This window comes from Betaproteobacteria bacterium (genome assembly GCA_016720065.1).
Classification (GTDB): domain Bacteria; phylum Pseudomonadota; class Gammaproteobacteria; order Burkholderiales; family Rhodocyclaceae; genus SSSZ01.
In genome coordinates this window covers 289,368-308,093 of the sequence record JADJXY010000002.1, presented here as the reverse complement: position 1 = coordinate 308,093, position 18,726 = coordinate 289,368, and the positions used below count along the sequence as shown (strand labels likewise).

The 18,726-nt window shown below is 65.8% G+C and carries 19 protein-coding genes; all 19 read right to left on the bottom strand.

All coding sequences use genetic code 11. The features are described 5' to 3' along the window. Positions 1-3: 3 nt before the first annotated feature. The 19 genes from IPM73_04630 to aroC all read right to left on the bottom strand — a co-directional run bounded on the left by IPM73_04630 (position 4) and on the right by aroC (position 18,571). Positions 4-495: a CvpA family protein gene (locus IPM73_04630; protein ID MBK8917349.1), complete on the bottom strand. Its 492-nt coding sequence runs from the start codon at positions 493-495 to the stop codon at positions 4-6. After that, positions 492-1,205 (bottom strand): SPOR domain-containing protein, encoded by a 714-nt coding sequence (locus tag IPM73_04625; GenBank protein ID MBK8917348.1) that lies wholly within the window; start codon positions 1,203-1,205, stop codon positions 492-494. Before IPM73_04625 ends, IPM73_04630 begins: the two co-directional genes overlap by 4 nt. Before the next feature lie 164 nt (positions 1,206-1,369). Beyond that, on the bottom strand, positions 1,370-2,683 hold the full coding sequence (gene folC / locus IPM73_04620) for a bifunctional tetrahydrofolate synthase/dihydrofolate synthase (protein ID MBK8917347.1): 1,314 nt from the start codon (positions 2,681-2,683) through the stop codon (positions 1,370-1,372). A gap of 126 nt (positions 2,684-2,809) precedes the next feature. Beyond that, positions 2,810-3,679, bottom strand: coding sequence for an acetyl-CoA carboxylase carboxyltransferase subunit beta (locus tag IPM73_04615; protein MBK8917346.1), 870 nt, complete (start codon positions 3,677-3,679; stop codon positions 2,810-2,812). Beyond that, a complete protein-coding gene (locus IPM73_04610; protein ID MBK8917345.1) occupies positions 3,676-4,482 on the bottom strand; it encodes a tryptophan synthase subunit alpha in 807 nt (268 codons plus the stop codon). The genes IPM73_04615 and IPM73_04610 overlap by 4 nt, the downstream gene beginning before the upstream one ends. Then, positions 4,482-5,687, bottom strand: coding sequence for a tryptophan synthase subunit beta (gene trpB / locus IPM73_04605; GenBank protein ID MBK8917344.1), 1,206 nt, complete (start codon positions 5,685-5,687; stop codon positions 4,482-4,484). Before trpB ends, IPM73_04610 begins: the two co-directional genes overlap by 1 nt. A gap of 129 nt (positions 5,688-5,816) precedes the next feature. Then, on the bottom strand, positions 5,817-6,452 hold the full coding sequence (locus IPM73_04600; protein ID MBK8917343.1) for a phosphoribosylanthranilate isomerase: 636 nt from the start codon (positions 6,450-6,452) through the stop codon (positions 5,817-5,819). After that, entirely contained in the window at positions 6,449-7,237 is a 789-nt protein-coding gene (gene truA, locus IPM73_04595) for a tRNA pseudouridine(38-40) synthase TruA (protein MBK8917342.1), read from the bottom strand. Before truA ends, IPM73_04600 begins: the two co-directional genes overlap by 4 nt. After that, positions 7,234-7,833: a hypothetical protein gene (locus tag IPM73_04590; protein ID MBK8917341.1), complete on the bottom strand. Its 600-nt coding sequence runs from the start codon at positions 7,831-7,833 to the stop codon at positions 7,234-7,236. The genes truA and IPM73_04590 overlap by 4 nt, the downstream gene beginning before the upstream one ends. 109 nt (positions 7,834-7,942) lie before the next feature. After that, complete coding sequence (locus tag IPM73_04585) at positions 7,943-11,137, bottom strand: pilus assembly protein (protein ID MBK8917340.1); 3,195 nt, start codon at positions 11,135-11,137, stop codon at positions 7,943-7,945. A gap of 187 nt (positions 11,138-11,324) precedes the next feature. Further along, positions 11,325-12,458 (bottom strand): aspartate-semialdehyde dehydrogenase, encoded by a 1,134-nt coding sequence (gene asd / locus IPM73_04580; GenBank protein MBK8917339.1) that lies wholly within the window; start codon positions 12,456-12,458, stop codon positions 11,325-11,327. A gap of 48 nt (positions 12,459-12,506) precedes the next feature. Next, the gene (leuB, locus tag IPM73_04575; protein ID MBK8917338.1) at positions 12,507-13,562 is read right to left on the bottom strand and encodes a 3-isopropylmalate dehydrogenase; all 1,056 of its coding nucleotides are present in this window, start codon (positions 13,560-13,562) and stop codon (positions 12,507-12,509) included. Positions 13,563-13,574: 12 nt separating this feature from the next. Then, on the bottom strand, positions 13,575-14,213 hold the full coding sequence (gene leuD / locus IPM73_04570; protein MBK8917337.1) for a 3-isopropylmalate dehydratase small subunit: 639 nt from the start codon (positions 14,211-14,213) through the stop codon (positions 13,575-13,577). Beyond that, a complete protein-coding gene (locus tag IPM73_04565; protein MBK8917336.1) occupies positions 14,213-14,344 on the bottom strand; it encodes an entericidin A/B family lipoprotein in 132 nt (43 codons plus the stop codon). The genes leuD and IPM73_04565 overlap by 1 nt, the downstream gene beginning before the upstream one ends. Positions 14,345-14,362: 18 nt before the next feature. After that, entirely contained in the window at positions 14,363-14,491 is a 129-nt protein-coding gene (locus tag IPM73_04560; GenBank protein ID MBK8917335.1) for an entericidin A/B family lipoprotein, read from the bottom strand. Between the two features lie 11 nt (positions 14,492-14,502). Continuing rightward, positions 14,503-15,909 carry a 3-isopropylmalate dehydratase large subunit gene (gene leuC / locus IPM73_04555; GenBank protein MBK8917334.1) on the bottom strand — a complete coding sequence of 469 codons (1,407 nt, stop codon included), beginning with the start codon at positions 15,907-15,909 and terminating at the stop codon, positions 14,503-14,505. Between the two features lie 68 nt (positions 15,910-15,977). After that, on the bottom strand, positions 15,978-17,129 hold the full coding sequence (locus IPM73_04550) for an MFS transporter (GenBank protein ID MBK8917333.1): 1,152 nt from the start codon (positions 17,127-17,129) through the stop codon (positions 15,978-15,980). A 26-nt stretch (positions 17,130-17,155) separates the two neighbouring features. Continuing rightward, complete coding sequence (locus tag IPM73_04545; GenBank protein ID MBK8917332.1) at positions 17,156-17,419, bottom strand: DUF465 domain-containing protein; 264 nt, start codon at positions 17,417-17,419, stop codon at positions 17,156-17,158. A gap of 51 nt (positions 17,420-17,470) precedes the next feature. After that, the gene (aroC, locus tag IPM73_04540) at positions 17,471-18,571 is read right to left on the bottom strand and encodes a chorismate synthase (protein MBK8917331.1); all 1,101 of its coding nucleotides are present in this window, start codon (positions 18,569-18,571) and stop codon (positions 17,471-17,473) included. Positions 18,572-18,726 lie beyond the last annotated feature (155 nt).

Genomic DNA, 18,726 nt, shown 5'->3' with positions numbered 1-18,726 from the left:
TACCTAGGTAAATCGAATTCTTTTTGCCACATCGGCCGGCAACCAGGACTTCAGGGCCAGGACTGCCGTTTCCAGCGCTGGCGCCAGGGTCGCCTGGCGCCACCACGACTGCCGCGGCGCCGGGGTCATGCCGGCCACCGCCACCCCCAGCAGAACGACGAGCACACCGCGCAGGACGCCGAAAACCATGCCCAGCAGGCGGTCGGAAAGTCCCAGCCCCAGGGTCTTGACCAGTCCCTGCACCGCCAGACGCAGCAGCGCCATGACCACCAATACACCGACGAAGACCGCCGCGTAGCCTGCCAGGACGCGCAGCGTCGGGTCGCCGATTACCGTCCCCATACTCTGGCCCACCGGCGCACCGAATTCCAGGGCGGCGTAGAGGGCGAGCACCCAGGCCACCAGGGCGATCAACTCACCCACGACACCCCGCCATAAACCCAGCAACAGGGACGCCGCGACCACCGCGACGACCACCCAGTCGAACAGCGTCATGGCTTGGCCGCCACCACTCCCGAAACACCGATGCGCTTCATTTTCTCCAGGGCCTTCTCCGCCGCCTCGCGGTTCGGGAAGGGACCGGCCCGCACCCGGGTCTTCTTGCCCTGGGGGGAATCCAGGGGTTCGGTATAGACGCGGATGCCCAGTTCGCCCAGCTTGGCCTTGATCTGTTTGACGTTGCCTTCGTTGGCGAAGGCGCCGATGAGAATCACCTGCTCGCCCCCCGCCACGGGCGCCGCAGCCACGGGCTTGCCGTCCAGGATGGCCGCCGCCCTTTGCGCTTCCGCTACGGCGGGTTTGCCTGAAGGCTTGTCGCCCGCTTTCTCGGCCGGCTTTTCCACGGGTTTCTCGGCCGGCTTCTCGGTGGGCTTCGCGGCCGGCTTCTCAGCCACCGGCACCGGCTTTTCCACCGGCGGCACAGCGACGGGCTTGGCGACTTCCACCCCCTTGGGGGCTTCCGCCGGCCGCGCCACCGGTGCGGCTGCCGGCGGGGCGGCCTTGTCGGCGGGGCCGGCGAACTTGGGCGCGAAGGGCTTCTCGTCCTGGCCAGGAATGCGGATTTCCACGTCCTGGCTGGGCTGGCGTGGTTCGTGGTCCATCAGCATGGGAAGAAACACCGCCAGCAGGGTAACGAAGGCAATGGCACCAACCAGGCGACGGCGGGCCCGCTTCTTCAGGGGGAGTTGGGGGTCTGCTTCTTGCATGGGCTAGTCGTCGGTCAGACAGGTTTGCGTCGATGTCGAGGCGCGCAGCCGCGCCCCGGTCGCGCGAAGCGAATCGCAGCCATAGCCGCAGCTATGGCGAGGATGAGCGACAAAGCGAGCGGGGATGCGGGGCGGGCCGAACATAGCTGAACCTATCTGACTGACTACTCGCTCCGGTTCCGCATGGCTTGCAGGGCACCGGCCACCGTATAGAACGATCCAAAGGCCAGGATTCTATCACTTTCCCCCGCCCTTCCCCGGGCCGCCTCGAAGGCCTCGGCCGGCGAGGCGTGGCAGGAGACCTTCCCGCCCAGCCCCTCCCGGGCGATGATTTCAGCCAGATGCTCGGCCGGAGTGCCCCGGGGACCGTCAAGACTGGCGGCATACCAGGCGTCCACCTTGCCGCGCAGGGGCGCCAGGGCCCCGGCAATGTCCTTGTCGGCCAGCATGCCGACCACCGCATGGTTGCGATCGAAGAAGCCCATGCTGCCCAGGTTGTCGGCCAGGACACGTACCGCCTGGGGATTGTGGCCCACGTCCAGCACGATGGCCGGTTTGCCTGGCACTACCTGGAAGCGTCCCGGCAACTCGGTCTCCATGAGCCCCGGCCGGATGGCCTGCATGGTGACCGGCAGGCGGTCGGCCAGGGCCTCCAGGGCGGCCAGGGCCACGCCGGCGTTGTAGAGCTGAGTCGGTCCGCGCAGGCCCGGATAGGCCAGGGCGCGCTTGAGCAGCCTGTCGCCGGAGCGACACCACCAGCGCCATTGCAGACGGCTCTCCCCCCCCTGGGCCAGGGCCAGGTCCCGCTCGAAGCCGAAGTCGCGACCGATGAGGCGCAGGTCGGCGCCGATGCTGGCGCCATGGTCGAGGAGGGAGCGGGGCGGCCGGGGATCGGCACAGAAGGCGGGGCGCCCCGGACGGTAGATGCCCGCCTTCTCGAAGCCGATGGCCTCCCGGTCGGACCCCAGCCAGTCGGTGTGGTCGAGGTCGATGGCGGTGACGATGGCGGCGTCGGCGTCATAGACATTGACTGCGTCGAGACGCCCGCCCAGGCCGACTTCGAGGATCGCCGCATCGACTTCGGCCGCGGCGAAGACCTCCCAGGCCGCCAGGGTACCGAATTCGAAATAGGTGAGGGCGACGCCACTGTCACGCCGGGCGGCCTCGACCTTGGCGAAGGCCTCGCACAGGGTGTCGTCGGCAACGGGCCGGCCAGCAAGACGCACCCGCTCGTTGTAGGCCAGCAGATGGGGCGAGGTATAGCAGCCCACCCGGTAGCCGCCGCGCAGGAGGATGTTTTCCAGGTAGGCGCAGGTGGAACCCTTGCCATTGGTGCCGCCCACGACGATCACCGGGCAGCGCTGCGTCTGACCGAGCGCGTCCTTCACGCGGCGGATGCGGTCGAGGCCAAGCTCGATTCCGGCCTGGCCCCGGGGATGCAGGCCCTCGATATGGGCCAGCCAGTCTGTGAGGAGCATCAGCGGGGAGGACGCCTTGCGTCCCGGTGGGCTGCCGCTGCCCCCAGGGCGGAAGGCAGGGTGCGGGCGGGAAAAAGGAGCATGCCCGTACGCCTCAACATGCGCTGTGTCCCCGTCCCGTGCCCGTCATGCCGAGGCGGGCTGTTTCAGGAGCAGGGCGAGTATCTGGGCGATGCGGTCGCGCAGCTCGCGCCGGTCGATCACGGCATCGACGGCGCCCTTTTCCAGCAGGAATTCGGCCCGCTGGAAGCCTGCCGGCAGTTTCTCCCGCACCGTCTGCTCGATGACCCGCGGACCGGCGAAGCCGATGAGGGCGTTGGGTTCAGCCAGGACCACGTCGCCGACGAAGGCGAAGGAGGCGGAAACGCCGCCCATGGTGGGGTCGGTGAGGACGGAGATGAAGGGCAGCCCTTTTTCCGACAGCCGGGTGAGGGCTGCCGTGGTCTTGGCCATCTGCATGAGGGAGAAAAGCCCTTCCTGCATGCGGGCGCCGCCGGACGCCGTCACGCAAAGGAAGGGCATGCCGCCCTCCGCAGCGATCTGCACGCCCTGGACGAAGCGCTCTCCGAGCACCGACCCCATGGACCCCCCCATGAAATCGAATTCGAAGGCCGCCACGACGGCACGGATGCCCTTGATGCTGCCCTGCTGGACGACCAGGGAATCGGATTCCTCGCTGGCTTCGGCAGCCTCCTTGAGGCGGGCGGGATAACGCTTGCTGTCCTTGAACTTGAGGCTATCCACCGGCAACACTTCGGCGCCGATTTCGTAGCGCTCCTCGCCGTCGAGGAGCATGTCCAGGCGCTGGCGGGCGCTGAGACGATTGTGGTGGCCGCACTTGGGGCAGACGTGCAGATTGCTTTCCAGATCGGTGGCGTAGAGCACCGCCTCACAGGAGGGGCACTTGCTCCACAGCCCTTCGGGCAGATTGCTGCGCCGCTGGGTCCCTTGTTCGTGCTTGATCTTGGGGGGAAGAAGTTTGTTCAGCCAGCTCATGTTTGGGCTCCGTCGACACCGCGGCGGATATCCGCCACCAGCGCCTTGACGCGGGCACAGGCGGTTTCCGGGGTGGATTGTTCGATTTCCTCGATGATGCGGCTGCCGACCACGACGGCGTCGGCGAAGGCGGCGATGCGTCCGGCCGAGGCGGCATCGCGGATGCCGAAGCCGACGCCTACCGGCAGGCCGGTCTTTTCGCGAATCTGGGGGATGCGCTGGGCGACGGCATCGATGTTGAGGTGCCCGGCGCCGGTCACCCCGGCCAGGGACACGTAATAGACGTAGCCGCTGGCCACCTCGCCCGCCTGGGCGATGCGGGCGTCGGTGGAGGTGGGCGCCAGGAGGAAGATGGGATCCATGCCCCGGGACTTCATGGCGGCACCGAAGGCCGTGGCTTCCTCGGGCGGGTAATCCACCACCAGCACGCCATCGACGCCCGCCGCGGCAGCGGCCTCGGCAAATTTCTCCAGGCCCAGGGCCTCGATGGGGTTGGCGTAGCCCATGAGAACGACGGGCGTGGCGCTGTCGGTGGCACGGAAGGCCACCACCAGTTCCAGCACCTTCTTCAGGGTCATGCCCCTGGCCAGGGCGCGCTCGGAAGCCCGCTGGATGGTGGGGCCGTCGGCCATGGGATCGGAGAAGGGAACGCCCAGTTCGATGACGTCGGCGCCGGCTTCCACCAGGGCGTGCATGAGGGGCAGCGTCAGGGCGGCGTCGGGATCACCGGCGGTGATGAAGGGAATGAGGGCCTTGCGGCCTTGCGCCGCGAGGCGCTGGAAAGTGGGCTGGATGCGCGACATCAGAACTGGATTCCGGATTTTTCGGCCACGGTGTGCATGTCCTTGTCACCCCGGCCGGAGAGGTTGACCAGCAGAATCTTGTCCTTGGCCAGGGTCGGCGCCAGCTTGGCGGCGTAGGCCAGGGCGTGGGACGACTCCAGGGCGGGGATGATGCCTTCCAGGCGGCAGAGGTCGTGGAAAGCTTGCAGCGCTTCGGCATCGCTCACCGGCACGTATTCCGCACGGCCGGAATCCTTGAGGTAAGCATGCTCGGGACCGACGCCGGGATAGTCAAGGCCGGCGGAGATGGAGTGGGTGTCGATGATCTGGCCGTTCTCGTCCTGCAGCAGGTAGGTGCGGTTGCCGTGCAGCACGCCGGGGACGCCGGCGGTGAGGGAAGCGGCATGCCGCCCCGTCTCGACCCCCTCCCCCGCTGCCTCGACGCCGATCAGCTTGACGCCGTCGACCGGGATATAGGGGTAGAAGATGCCCATGGCGTTGGAGCCGCCGCCCACGCAGGCGATGACCGCATCGGGCTGGCGGCCGACCATCTCCGGCATCTGGGTCAGACATTCCTCGCCGATGACGGCCTGGAAGTCCCGCACCATCATCGGGTAGGGGTGCGGACCGGCGACGGTGCCGATGATGTAGAAGGTGTCGTGCACGTTGGTGACCCAGTCGCGCATGGCTTCGTTCAGGGCGTCCTTCAAGGTCTTGGAACCGGATTCCACGGGCACCACGGTGGCGCCGAGGAGCTTCATGCGATAGACGTTGGCGGCCTGGCGCTTGACGTCCTCGCTGCCCATATAGACCACGCACTCCATGCCGTAGCGGGCGGCGACGGTGGCGGTGGCCACCCCGTGCTGGCCGGCGCCGGTCTCGGCGATGACCCGCGGCTTGCCCATGCGCCGGGCGAGAAGTGCCTGACCGATGCAGTTATTCACCTTGTGGGCGCCAGTGTGGTTGAGGTCTTCCCGCTTGAGGTAGATCTGGGCGCCGCCGAGGATCTCCGACCACCGCTTGGCGTGGTAGATGGGGGACGGGCGGCCGACGTAGTGCTTGAGCTCGTAGTTGAACTCGGCCATGAAGGCCGGGTCGTTGCGGGCGCGTTCGTAGGCGGCGCGCAGCTCGTCCAGGGCGGCGATCAGGGTCTCGGCGACAAAGACGCCGCCGTAGGGGCCGAAATGGCCGGTGGCGTCAGGCAGGGTATAGGGGGTAGCCAACATGGGAAATCTCCGGAAAGGGTCAAGAAACTGCGGGCCTGCAGAGTCTTGCCGTTTCAGGTGTGCTTGGCCGAATGGCGCCGCCAGAAGATGCGGGTGAGGCCACCCGGTTGTTTACGCATGACTTGAGTCCTAATTCGTTTCCGCAGCCCGAACCGCGGCGATGAAGGCTCTGATCCTGGCCGCGTCCTTGATGCCTTTGGCCACCTCGACGCCGGAGGAGACATCCACCGCCGCCGGACGTACCCGCCTTACCGCCTCGCCCACGTTGGAAGCCTCCAGCCCGCCGGAAAGGACCACGGGCAGTGGCAATTGCGCCGGTATCAGCGACCAGTCGAAGGTTTTGCCCCCACCCCCATAGCCCTCGACGAAGGCGTCCAGCAGCAGAGCCTGGGCCGTCGGGAAACGGGCCGCGCATTGTACCAAATCCAGGTCGGCAGTTACCCGCGCCGCCTTGAGGTAGGGGCGCCGGTAGCGCTGGCAATCGGCCTCGCTTTCGTCGCCATGGAATTGCAGAACGTGCAGGGGCACGGCGTCCAGGGTGGCTTCAAGCGCAGAAGGCTCGGCGTTCACGAAGAGCCCCACAGCAGCGACGAAGGGCGGCAGGCGCCGTGCCAGTTCCGCCGCCCGCTGCGGCGTGACGTAGCGCGGGCTGGGCGGATAGAAGACGAAGCCGATGGCGTCGGCGCCCGCCGCGACGGCGGCATCGACGTCTTCTTCGCGAGTGAGGCCGCAAATCTTGATACGGGTGCGCTCGCAACGGGTCATGGAGAAACTCCTGGCAGGAAATCGTCGTCGGACTCGGGCAGTCCCCAGTGGGCTTCGTAGAGAGGCCCACGAAAATAGAGGCCGTCGGGAGAAAAGGTCGGTGCTGCCAGCTTGCGGTCCCGCTGGGTCAGCAACTCGGCCGTCCACGCCGGTGCCTGGGCGCCTTTTCCGATATGGACCAGGCTGCCGACGAGATTGCGCACCATGTGGTGAAGGAAGGCGCTGGCGGCGAAATCGAAGACGAACCACTCCCCCGACTGTCTCACCTCAGCCCGCCACAGGGTCTTGACCGGTGACCTGGCCTGGCATTCGGCGGCCCGGAAGGCGGAGAAATCGTGCTCGCCGAGGAGGTGGGCAGCGCCGGCCCGCATGGCTTCAAGACTCAGCGGGCCGTGGAACCAGCCGGTACGTCCGCGCCACAGCCCCGGCCTCTGGGGGCGATTGAGCAGAAGATAACTGTAGCGCCGGCCCCGGGCGCTGAAGCGGGCATGGAAATCCTCGCTCACCGGCTGCGCCCAGCGCACCGCCACACTATCGGGCAGGTGCGTGTTGACGCCCCTCACCCAGGCGCTGAGCGGCCGCTCGGCAGCGGTGTCGAAATGAACCACCTGCTGCGTGGCATGGACCCCGGTGTCGGTGCGACCGGCGCACAGCGTCGCTACCGGCCCATCGGCGATGCAGGCCAGCGCGCCCTCCAGAGCGTCCTGGACGGTACTGCCCTCCTTTTGGCTCTGCCAGCCGTGGAAGTCGGTTCCACAATATTCGAGCCCCAGGGCGATCCTCATGGCAGCGCCCCGAGGCCGACAAGGACAACCAGTGCCGCCCCCGGGAGGAAAGCATCGCGCAGTCGCCAGGAGGTGATCTCCAGTTGCAGGACGTCCGGTCCCGCAGCGTCGCCTTCCGCCCCTTGCAGGATGCTTCTCCAGGACCCCTTGTCCGGCTGGGTCTCCAGGTATTCGAAGACCAGGGCAAGACGCACCACGGCAGCGTCGACGGGCAGGCCGACACAGCGCAGGGGTGCGGCGATGGACCCCAGACCGACGATCAGACGTCTGCGGTCGAGCCACTCGAACAATAGAGCGAGGAGGCCCAGGAGGAGCACCAGGCGAAAACCATGCAGGCCCGCCGCTTCCACGCCGGCATCGGTGGGCGCCCAGGCCACGGGAAAGGCAGCCTCCCCCGGCGTGCCGAAAGCGAAGACAAGCGCCAGGGTCAGCAACAGCCAGCGCGCCCGGCGTACCTGGCGGGCCCAGCGCCCGATGACCCCTTTACCCGTCAGCAAAAGGGCCAGCGCAGCAAGGCCCAGGGCGTGAGCCCCGAGGAATTGCAGGGTCACGGTGGCGAGCAGCCAGGTGAGAACGACGGCGCCGGGATGGATCATGCGCGGATTCTAGCCCGGAACCGCCCGGGGCTACCCCGCAGAGCCCCGAACGCGGGCCCGGAAACGACGATGGCCCCGCTCCGGGGGCCATCGCTGAACAAGGTGAAGCTCAGTTTCCGATGCGTGCCAGAATGGCCTGGGCCTGCTCGGCCAGGGCCGGCGAACCTTCACTCAGGACTTCCTGCAAGAGTTCCCGGGCCCCTTCCAGGTCGCCCATTTCCTCATAGGCCTTGGCGAGATCAAGCTTCGTGCTGACAGCCTCCCACTGGGTTCCCATGCCTACACTGTCGTCGGCCACGGGCTCGTCGGCAGGGGCGGGCGCCTCTGCCGCTGCCGGCGGCGCCACGGGTTCGGCAGCCAGATCGAGGTTGATCGAACCCATGTCGAAGCTGGGAGCCTGCATGGGCTGCCCCAGGATGGTCGAATCGGTGAGCTTGACGTCGAACTCCAGGGCATCGCCATCCACCACGCCAATGTCCACGATCTCGTCATCGACCTTGGACGGGGGTTCCTGCATCATGGCCAAGGGGTTGACGACGGTGGATTCGGGACTGAGGGGCGGCGCATCGAGGTCGAGCACCTGCGGATTGACCATGGTTTCCCCGGCCACCGGCAAATCCAGGTTGAATTCCTCGGCATAAGGGGCCTCGGCGGCGGCCTGCTCGGGCACCGTGGCGGCCGCCCCCAGGGTATCGCGGACGTGAAGCTTGTGGGTGCTCTGGTAATCCTCCGCCGGGGCGGCTTCAGTACCGAAGCCCAAGTCGAAATCGAGCATTTCCGGTTCGGCCGGGGCCGCGGGCACGGGGGCCTGGGGCGGGCGATTGGCGTCCAGATTGAAATCGACGACGTTGGCCTCGGCATTGGTGACCGTATCGACGAAGGCAACCTCGTCCTCGTCCAGTTCGGCAGGCGCTGCGGCCGCTTCCGCAGGTGCTGCGGCGGGCGCCGGACCCAGGTCGAAATCGAGGCTCATGAGCTCGTTTTCCACCGGCGCCGTTTCGCTGCCCGTGGCAGCCTCCTGCAAGGGCTTCACCACCGTCGCCTCGGCCCCGGCGTAGGAGCCGGAGGGAGCCGCCGCCGTGGCGGCGGAAGCCATCTGGCCCAAGGCACCCGGCAAGGTGACCGTCGAGCGCAGGGCGTCGCCGGTCTTGGCCGACGCGACCATGGTGGCGTCTGCATCGAATTCCGCCGCACCCCCTACCGATGCGCGACCGGTGGTGTAGAGGGGATTGCCCGGATCCAGCTTGGCCCCGAGACCAGCCACCTTCTCCCATTCGGGACCGGCGCCGCCGGTCTGGGCGTAGAGTTCGCTCGCCAGGGTCTCGAATTGCTTGACACTCTTGCGGTTGGCGTAGATTTCGAGCAGCTTGGCGTGAATGGCGAGGCGCTGCGGGTCCTTCTGCATGGCTTCGAGGAGAATCTCCTCGGCCTGGGCATCGCGCCCATAGGCCATGTAAACATCCGCCTCGGCGACAGGATCGACTTCGTCCGTGTCGATGGTGCCCGGTCCGGTCTGGCTGAAATCGGCCGTCCGGGGGGGCGTTTGACCGGTATCCACGCTCTGGCCTCCCGTCGCCCGGAAAACCGAATTGGGGCCCAGGCTGGAAGGACTTGGAACGGCGGTAGTCGGCACGGAGGGCAGCGGGGCCTTGCGCCGGCGATAGAAGAGATAGCCGGCCAGAAGGGCTGCGATGGCACCGCCCCCGGCGATGGGAAGGAAGAGATCCATCTCTTCCGGTTCCGGCTCGGGCGGGGGTGGGGGGACGGGTTTCTTGGGAGGCGGTTTCGGGGACTCGGCCGGCTTGGGTGCTTCGGCGGGCTTCGGCGCTTCCGCGGCAGCCTGGGGTTCAGGGGGCTTGGGCGGTTCAGCGGGCTTCGCGGCCTCTGCAGCCTTTTTGGCCTCCTCGGCCTTCTTGGCTTCCTCTACCTTTTTGGCCTCCTCGGCCAACCTGGTTTCTTCGGCCTTCTTGGCTTCTTCGGCTTTCTTGGCTTCGGCGGCCTTTTTGGTCTGCTCCGCCATCTGAGCTTCGAGGGCTTTCCTCGATTCCTCGGCCTTCTTGGCTTCCTCGAGCTTACGGGCCTCCTCGGCCTTCTTCGCCTCCTCGGCCTTTTTCGTTTCTTCTGCTCTCCGGGCGGCTTCAGCCGCTTTGCTATCTTCGGGCTTCTTGCCCGCGGACTGCTTTTGCAGCTCCGCCAGGCTCTGGTTCTTCAACTCCACCAGTTTCTGGAGTTCAGTGACGTTTTTCTCCAGCATGGCCATGCGCTCGTTGGCTTCCCTGAGCGCCCTGTCCTTGGCGACAACATCCTCTTCGCCGCTACGTCCCTTGGCTCCTTTGCCGGCGGCCTCGGTCTTGGATACCTTGACCTGGTCCTTGCCTGCGTCGGCCGGTGCAGCTTTCTCTTCCACCTTGGGGGTGATCTTCCCCGCTGCGGCCTGAGTGCCCCCATCCGCCTGGGCAGGCCCGTCGGCAGTCGCGGCCGCCAGTTTCTTGCGATAACCATTCCAGTCCGCAGTGTGGGATACGTAGACCTGCTTGGCTTCAGCTTCGGGAATGGCGGCGACGGTTTCCCGGTCCGGCACGTTCAGGATGGCACCGGATTTCAAGCGGTGCATATTGCCGCCGATGAAGGCTTCGGAATTGGACTTGAACAATCCGACCAGCATCTGCTCCAGCGAAACGCCCTCGTGGCGCGTTTCCCGGGCTATTTTTCCCAGGGTGTCACCGGTCTTGACCTCGCGGCTCCCCCCCCCGGCGGACGCTGCCGGCTCGGGGGCCGCCGCCCGGGGTTTGGCCTCACGCTTGGCGGGAGCCCTGGCCGCTTCCGGAGCGGCCCCATCGGACCCCCCCCCTCGCACGGAGGCTACGGGTTTGGCTTCCGCCACGGAAACAGGCTGGCCTGCAGCCGCGGCAGCAACCTCCGGCGGATCGAGCAGGAAGGTGTACTCCCGCACCAGCCGGCCCGCCGGCCAGTTGAGTTCCACCAGGAAATCGAGGAAGGGTTCGTTCACCGGTTTGGACGACGTGATCCGCACGACGGACTTGCCGTTGGTCCGCCGGTCGACCGCGAAGCGCAGGTCGAGCAGACCCGAGGGGAATTCGACCCCCGCCTGGCGGAAGGCATCCTGGGGCGCGAGGCGCGCCGTCATGCCGACCAGTTCGTCGCGCGTCGCGCTCAGTTCGACCTCCGCCCTCAAGGGCTGACCCAGTCCGGAAAGGACAGTGATCCTGCCGAGACCAGCCGCATCGGCGAGCCCGGGCATCAGGGTCAGACAGGAGGCCACGGCAGCGACCGCAGCACGCATCTTGAATCGATTTGCGAGATTTTTTTTCACGGCGCCACCCTGAGCGTCGAAATGGGGCTTTTAAAATAACATCATGAACTTAGCTATGCAAGCTAATCCCGCTTCTAGTTTTTCGCCCTGTAGGCATAATCCCAACAAAAAAAACCGGGGCCGCAGCCCCGGTCTTTTGCGTTCAAGGCCTTGAGGGTCAGGCGTCGAGCAGGATACGCAGCATGCGGCGCAGGGGCTCGGCAGCGCCCCACAGCAGCTGGTCGCCGCAGGTGAAGGCGGCCAGATACTCAGGCCCCATGGCCATCTTGTGCAAGCGGCCGACGGGAACCGTCAGGGTGCCGGTCACGGCGGCGGGGGTCAGTTCCCGCTCACTGATTTCGCGCTCGTTCGGCACGACCTTGGCCCATTGATTGCCCTTGGCGATGATGTCGGACACTTCGTCCAGGGGAACATCTTTCCTGAGCTTGATGGTGAGCGCCTGGGAGTGGCAGCGCATGGCGCCGATACGCACGCACAGGCCGTCGATGGGGATCGAACCCGGGGTGCGGAAGGCCGGGTTGCCGAGAATCTTGTTGCACTCGGCGCCGCCCTTCCATTCTTCTTTGGACTGCCCCCCCTCGACAGGCACGTCGATCCAGGGAATGAGACTGCCGGCCAGGGGGGTGTTGCGGAAGTTCTTCCTGGGGAAGGCGTCGGAACGGATGGTCTCGGCCACCTTGCGGTCGATCTCCAGAATGGCGGAGGCCGGATCGGCCAGCAGGTCGGCGACGGAGGCGTGGATGGCGCCCATCTGGGCGATCAGTTCGCGCATGTTCTGGGCGCCGGCGCCGGAGGCCGCCTGGTAGGTCATGGAGGAAATCCACTCCACCAGGTTGTGCTGGAAGAGGCCGCCCAGGCCCATGAGCATGAGGGAGACGGTGCAGTTGCCGCCGATCCAGTTCTTGCCGCCTTTGGCGAGAGCATCCTTGATGACGTGCATGTTGACCGGGTCGAGGATGATGACCGCGTCGTCCTTCATGCGCAGGGCGGAGGCGGCGTCGATCCAGTGGCCGTTCCAGCCGGCGGAACGCAGTGCCGGGAAGACGTCCTTGGTGTAGTCGCCGCCCTGGCAGGTGATGATGATCTCGCAGGCTTTGAGGGCCTCGATGTTGGAGGCATCCTGCAGAGGCAAGGAAGCTTCCTTGCCGCCGAACACCGGAGCCTTGCCACCGGCGTTGGAGGTGGAGAAATAGACGGGATCGATATGGGCGAAGTCGCCCTCTTCCACCATGCGCTGCATGAGGACGGAACCGACCATGCCGCGCCAACCAACCAGACCAACCTTTCTCATTTCGACTCTCTCCAAAAAATCGTTCAACGCGCCACAGCGCTTTTCGTATTACGCGAGGGCCGCCAGCACGGCGTCGCCCATTTCCCGAGTCCCCACCTTGGTGGTGCCGCGCTCGTAGATGTCACCGGTGCGGTAACCCTGGGCCAGAACCTTTTTGACCGCATTTTCCACCCGCAGTGCCTGCTCTTCCAGGCCAAAGGTGTAGCGCAGCAGCATCGCCGCCGACAGGATGGTGGCGAGCGGATTGGCCACGCCCTTGCCGGCGATGTCCGGGGCCGAGCCATGGGAGGGCTCGTAGAGGCCCTTGTTCTTCTCGTCCAGGGAGGCCGAGGGCAGCATGCCGATGGAGCCGGTAAGCATGGAGGCTTCGTCGGACAGAATGTCGCCGAACATGTTGCCGGTGACCATCACGTCGAACTGCTTGGGGGCCTTGACCAACTGCATGGCGGCGTTGTCCACCAGCATGTGGCTGAGTTCCACGTCCGGGTAGTCCTTGGCCACCTCGATCATCACGTCGCGCCACAGTTGGGTGCATTCGAGGACGTTCATCTTGTCCACCGAACACAATTTCTTGTTGCGCTTCCGGGCGGCCTGGAAGGCGACATGGCCAATGCGGCGGATTTCCGACTCGCTGTAGACCATGGTGTTGAAGCCGACCCGCTCGCCATTTTCTTCCCGCACGCCGCGGGGCTGGCCGAAGTAGATGTCGCCGGTCAGTTCGCGGACGATGAGGATGTCGAGCCCCGCCACCACTTCCGGCTTGAGGGTGGAGGCGTTGGCCAGTTCGGGATAGAGAATGGCCGGACGCAGGTTGGCGAAGAGGTTGAGATCCTTGCGGATGCCCAGCAGGCCGCGCTCCGGACGCTGCTCCCGGGGCAGGCGGTCCCACTGGGGGCCGCCGACGGCGCCGAGGAGCACCGCATCCGCCGCGCGGGCGAGCTTCTGGGTGGCCTCAGGATAGGGGGCGCCGGTGGCATCCACCGCCGCACCTCCGAGGAGGGCTTCTTCCATCTCGAACTTGAGATCGAGGGCCTTGAGCACACGCACGGCCTCGGCCGTGATTTCGGGACCGATGCCGTCCCCGGGGAGTACGCAAATCTTCATGCTTTTTCCTTGTTACGCGAACAGCCAGGGCTGCTCGATGCGGCGCTTCTCTTCGAATGCACGGATGGCGTCGGCATGGCGCAGGGTCAGGCCGATATCATCCCAACCGTTGATCAGGCACTCCTTGCGGAAGGCGTCCACCAGGAACTGAATCCCGTGGCCGTCGGGGCGGATCACTGCCTGGGCCGGCAAATCGACCACCAGCTTGTAGCCCGGCGTCGCCTGCACCTGCTGGAACAGCGCGTCCACTTCCCCCGCCGGCAAGACGATGGGCAGGATGCCGTTCTTGAAGCAGTTGTTGAAGAAAATGTCCGCAAAGCTCTCGGCGATGATGGCCTTGAAGCCGAAATCCAGCAGCGCCCAAGGGGCGTGCTCCCGGGACGAGCCACAACCGAAGTTCTGGCGGGTGATGAGGATTTGCGCCCCCTGGTAGCGCGCCTGGTTGAGCACGAAATTGGGGTTCTTCGGCCGCCGGGCGCAATCCTGCCCCGGCTCGCCGACATCCATGTAGCGCCATTCGTCAAAAGCGTTGGGGCCGAAGCCGGAACGCTTGATCGATTTCAGGAACTGCTTGGGGATGATGGCATCGGTATCGACGTTATTGCGATCCAGAGGCGCCACCAGGCCTTCGAGACGAACAAACTTCTCCATTACTTGGCAGCCTTCTCGATGGCCTGGCCACCCTTCTCGATGTCCTTGCCGATGCCCTGCATGGTGTTGCATGCGGTGAGCATCGCCAGCACGGTGCCGAGGGCTATAACGAGGGAAAGTTTTCTCTTCATGGCATTCTCCTTCAATTGCTATTTCCCAGCCTTTTCAATGGCTTCTCCACCTTTTTTGATGTCCTTACCCATGCCATGAACCGTATTGCAGCCGGTCAGGACAAGCGCGAAAACACCAGCCAGGATGAATCCAAGACATTTCTTCATCGGGGCACTCCTCACAGCAGTTCGCGAACGTCGGCGAAGTGGCCGGCAATGGATGCGGCGGCCGCCATGGCCGGGCTGACCAGATGGGTGCGGCCGCCGGGGCCCTGGCGGCCTTCGAAATTACGATTGGAGGTGGAGGCACAGCGCTCACCCGGCTCCAGGCGGTCGGCATTCATGGCCAGGCACATGGAGCAGCCCGGCTCGCGCCACTCGAAGCCGGCGGCCAGGAATACCTTGTCCAACCCTTCGGCCTCGGCCTGGCGCTTGACCAGGCCCGAACCCGGTACGGCCAGGGCCAGCTTGACGCTGGCTGCGATATGACGCCCCTTGAGCACGGACGCCGCCTCGCGCAAATCCTCGATACGGGAATTGGTGCAGGAACCGATGAAGACCTTGTCGATGGCGATGGCCTTGATCGGCGTATTGGGCGTCAGCCCCATGTATTGCAAGGCACGCTCCATGCCTTCCCGCTTGACCGGGTCCGCCTGCCGGGCCGGATCGGGCACCACGGCGTCCACGGCGACGACCATTTCCGGCGAAGTGCCCCAGGTCACCTGGGGCTGGATGTCCTCGGCCCGCAAGCTGACCACGGTGTCGTAGCGAGCACCCTCGTCGGACTTGAGGGTGCGCCAGTAGGCTACCGCCTGCTCCCAGGCGTCACCCCTGGGGGAGAAGGGCCGGTCCTTGAGGTAATGGATCGTGGTGTCGTCCACCGCGACGAATCCCATGCGGGCACCGGCCTCGATAGCCATGTTGCACAGCGTCATGCGACCTTCCATGGACAGGCCTCGGATGGCGCTGCCAGCGAACTCGATGGCGTAGCCCGTGCCGCCGGCGGTGCCGATGGTACCGATCACCGCCAGGGCGATGTCCTTGCCGGTGACGCCCTTGCCCAGACGACCTTCCACGGCCACCAGCATGGTCTTTGACTTTTTCTGCACCAGGCACTGCGTGGCCAGCACGTGCTCCACCTCGGAGGTCCCGATGCCGTGTGCCAAACAGGCGAAGGCGCCGTGAGTGGAGGTGTGCGAATCGCCGCACACCACGGTCATCCCGGGCAGGGTGGCACCGTTTTCGGGGCCTACCACGTGGACGATGCCCTGCTTGGGATCCCTGAAGGGGAAATAGGCCAGGGCGCCGACCTCGCGGATGTTGGCATCCAGGGTTTCGACCTGTAGCCGGGACACCGGATCCTTGATGCCTTCATCCCAGTGATCCGTCGGCGTGTTGTGGTCGGCGGTGGCGACGATGGAGGAAATCCGCCAGGGCCTGCGGCCGGCGAGTTTCAGGCCTTCGAAAGCCTGGGGGCTGGTGACTTCGTGCACCAGGTGGCGGTCGATGTAAAGAAGGGCGGTCCCGTCGTCCTCCTGGCGGACAACATGGCTTTCCCAAAGCTTGTCGTAGAGCGTCTTCGGCATGGTGGCAAGAAAGAGCCGTAAAGCGTTGAATTATCGCATAGCTTCCGCGCCCACCGAAGGCCGGCGTATCACCGGACGGTGCGACGCGCAGGTCCGCAGGCGAGCATCAGCACCAGGCCCGCCAGGGCAAAACCGGAACTGAGGGTGTAGGTCCATCCTGCGCCGAGGGCATCCCAGACCCAGCCACTCGCCAGTCCCCCCAGGAGCCCGCCGGCACCGAAGGATAGGCTGGAGTAGAGCGCTTGCCCGCGGCCCTGGGCCCGCCCGGGAAACCAGTGGTTGACGGCAGCGATCGCCGCAGCGTGAAAGACTCCGAAGGTCACCCCATGCAGGGTCTGCGCCAGGATGGCGAGAAGCAGGCTGTCCACGGCCCAGCCAATGAGGAGAAAACGCAATACCGCCACGGCAAAGCTGAAGGCGAGCAGCGCCTCGACCGAGTAACGCGCCAGGAGGCGCGGCATCAGCATGAAAACGCCAATCTCCGCCACCACCCCCAGGGACCAGAGAATCCCCACCGCAGTCGTGCTGTAGCCGTGATCGGCAAGGTGGATGGAATAGAAGACATAGAGCGCCCCATGGGCCGCCGACATGGCGACGCAGGCGCCAAGCAGGGCTCGCACCCGAGCTTCCCCCAGGATGTCCCTAAGCCCCGGCGCTTCGCCTGCGGCGCGTACGGGAGGCGCTTCGGGCAGAACCAGGGCAAGCAGCAGGATACCCAGCAGAATTGCCCAGCAAATCCAGACAATGCCGGCCACCGGCACACGGTCCAAGAGGGCCCCGGCCCCCAGCACGGCGACGATGAACCCAACCGATCCCCAGAGGCGGACACGGCCGTAGCGGGCGCCCTCATCCCGAAGGTGATCGAAGGTCAGCGCCTCCACTAGGGGCAGGGCGGCGCTCCAGAAAAAGGCGAGGACCGCCATGGCCGCCAGCATGGGAGTCAGGCGGTCAAACCAGAAAAAAGCGGTAAACCCAAGAAGGGCGAGGAGCGAAGCGAGCCGCACGATGGCCACGCGGTGGCCCTTGCGGTCGGCCATCCAACCCCAGAGATTGGGGCCGAAGACACGCATGAGCTGCATCTGGGACATCAGGAGACCGATGTCCCAGGCAGAAAAGTGGAGCGACTGGAGATAGAGCCCGAAGTAGGGCGAGAAGGCGCCAATGAAGGCGAAGTAGAAGAAGTAGTAGCCCGAAAGGCGCCAGTAGGGCAGGACGTGCATCCCCGGGATTCTACCCGGGAGCGCCCTCAGGCCGGGTGTTTCTGCCCCGTGCGGAAGGCCAGCAGCAGGTGGTAGAGCTCGTCCTTCAACTTGACGCGCTGCTTTTTCATGTCTTCGAGGGTGAAGTCGGACACCGGCATGTCGTGCTCTTCCAGATCCTCCACTTTGCCCGTCAGACGATGATAACTGGCCATGAGCCGCGCGAACTGGGCGTTGGACGCCTTGAGGACGTCAATGGCGTCGCGCATTTCGGGAAATTCGTTATGGAGTTCGTGGTGATCGACTTGCATTTGGGTCCCCTCTGGTCCTGCTGCTGCCAAAACGGCGAAAAAACCGGGATTCTAGCCGACTTTCCCCGGAATGCGCGGCGTGGCACACGCCACGTCCCCGCACTGGGCGCGGTGGCGCAGAGCATGGTCCATGAGAACAAGCGCGAGCATCGCCTCGGCGATGGGCGTGGCGCGGATGCCGACGCAGGGGTCATGCCTCCCCTCCGTTGCGACCTCGACGGGCTCGCCACGCACATTGACCGCGCGGCGCGGCTGGGCGATGGACGAGGTGGGCTTGATGGCCATGCTGACCACGATGTCCTGACCGGTGGAAATGCCGCCCAGGATTCCTCCTGCGTTGTTGGACAGAAATCCCTCGGGCCGCATTTCGTCGCCGTGTTCGCTCCCTCGCTGGGCGATGCTCGCAAAGCCCGCGCCGACTTCGACACCCTTGACGGCATTGATACCCATCATCGCGTAGGCAAGGTCGGCGTCGAGGCGATCGTAAACCGGTTCTCCCCAGCCGGGCGGCACACCACGGGCGATCACGGTAATGCGGGCCCCTACCGAGTCGAGGTCACGGCGCAGGCTGTCCATGTAGCTTTCCAATTGCGGGACGAGGGCCGCATTGGGGGCGAAAAAGGCATTGGCGTCGATATCCGCCTCGCTGACAAAGGGGATGTCGATGGGGCCCAGGGCGCTCATCCAACCACGGATCCCGACCCCATGGCGCTCCCGCAGCCACTTGCGGGCGATGGCGCCGGCGGCCACCCGCACCGCGGTTTCCCGCGCCGAGGATCGCCCCCCTCCGCGGTAGTCGCGGAACCCGTACTTTTGGGTATACGTATAGTCGGCGTGGCCCGGTCGGAAGGTTTCGGCGATATTGCCGTAATCCTTGCTGCGCTGATCCTGATTGCGGATCAAGAGACCGATCGGGGTACCGGTCGTCCGCCCTTCGAAAACCCCGGACAGAATTTCCACCGTATCCGGCTCCCGCCGTTGCGTCACATGACGCGAAGTTCCGGGTCGGCGACGGTCGAGTTCTGCCTGGATATCGGCCTCGCAGAGCGCAAGCCCCGGAGGACAACCATCCACCACGCAGCCAATACCGGGCCCGTGGGATTCGCCGAAGGAAGTGACGCTGAACAGGGTGCCGAAGGTATTGCCGGACATCGGGGTGCCAAGTGGTTAGAATGGAGCGGCGAGTTTACCATGGTCACCCGCAAGCCCTCCGCCCCCCCTCCCAGCCCCGCCAGGAAGGCGCCGCCGCATCCCGATTCGCGCGCCGCCAGCAACCCTCGCGCTCAGCCAGACCTGCGCTGGCAACG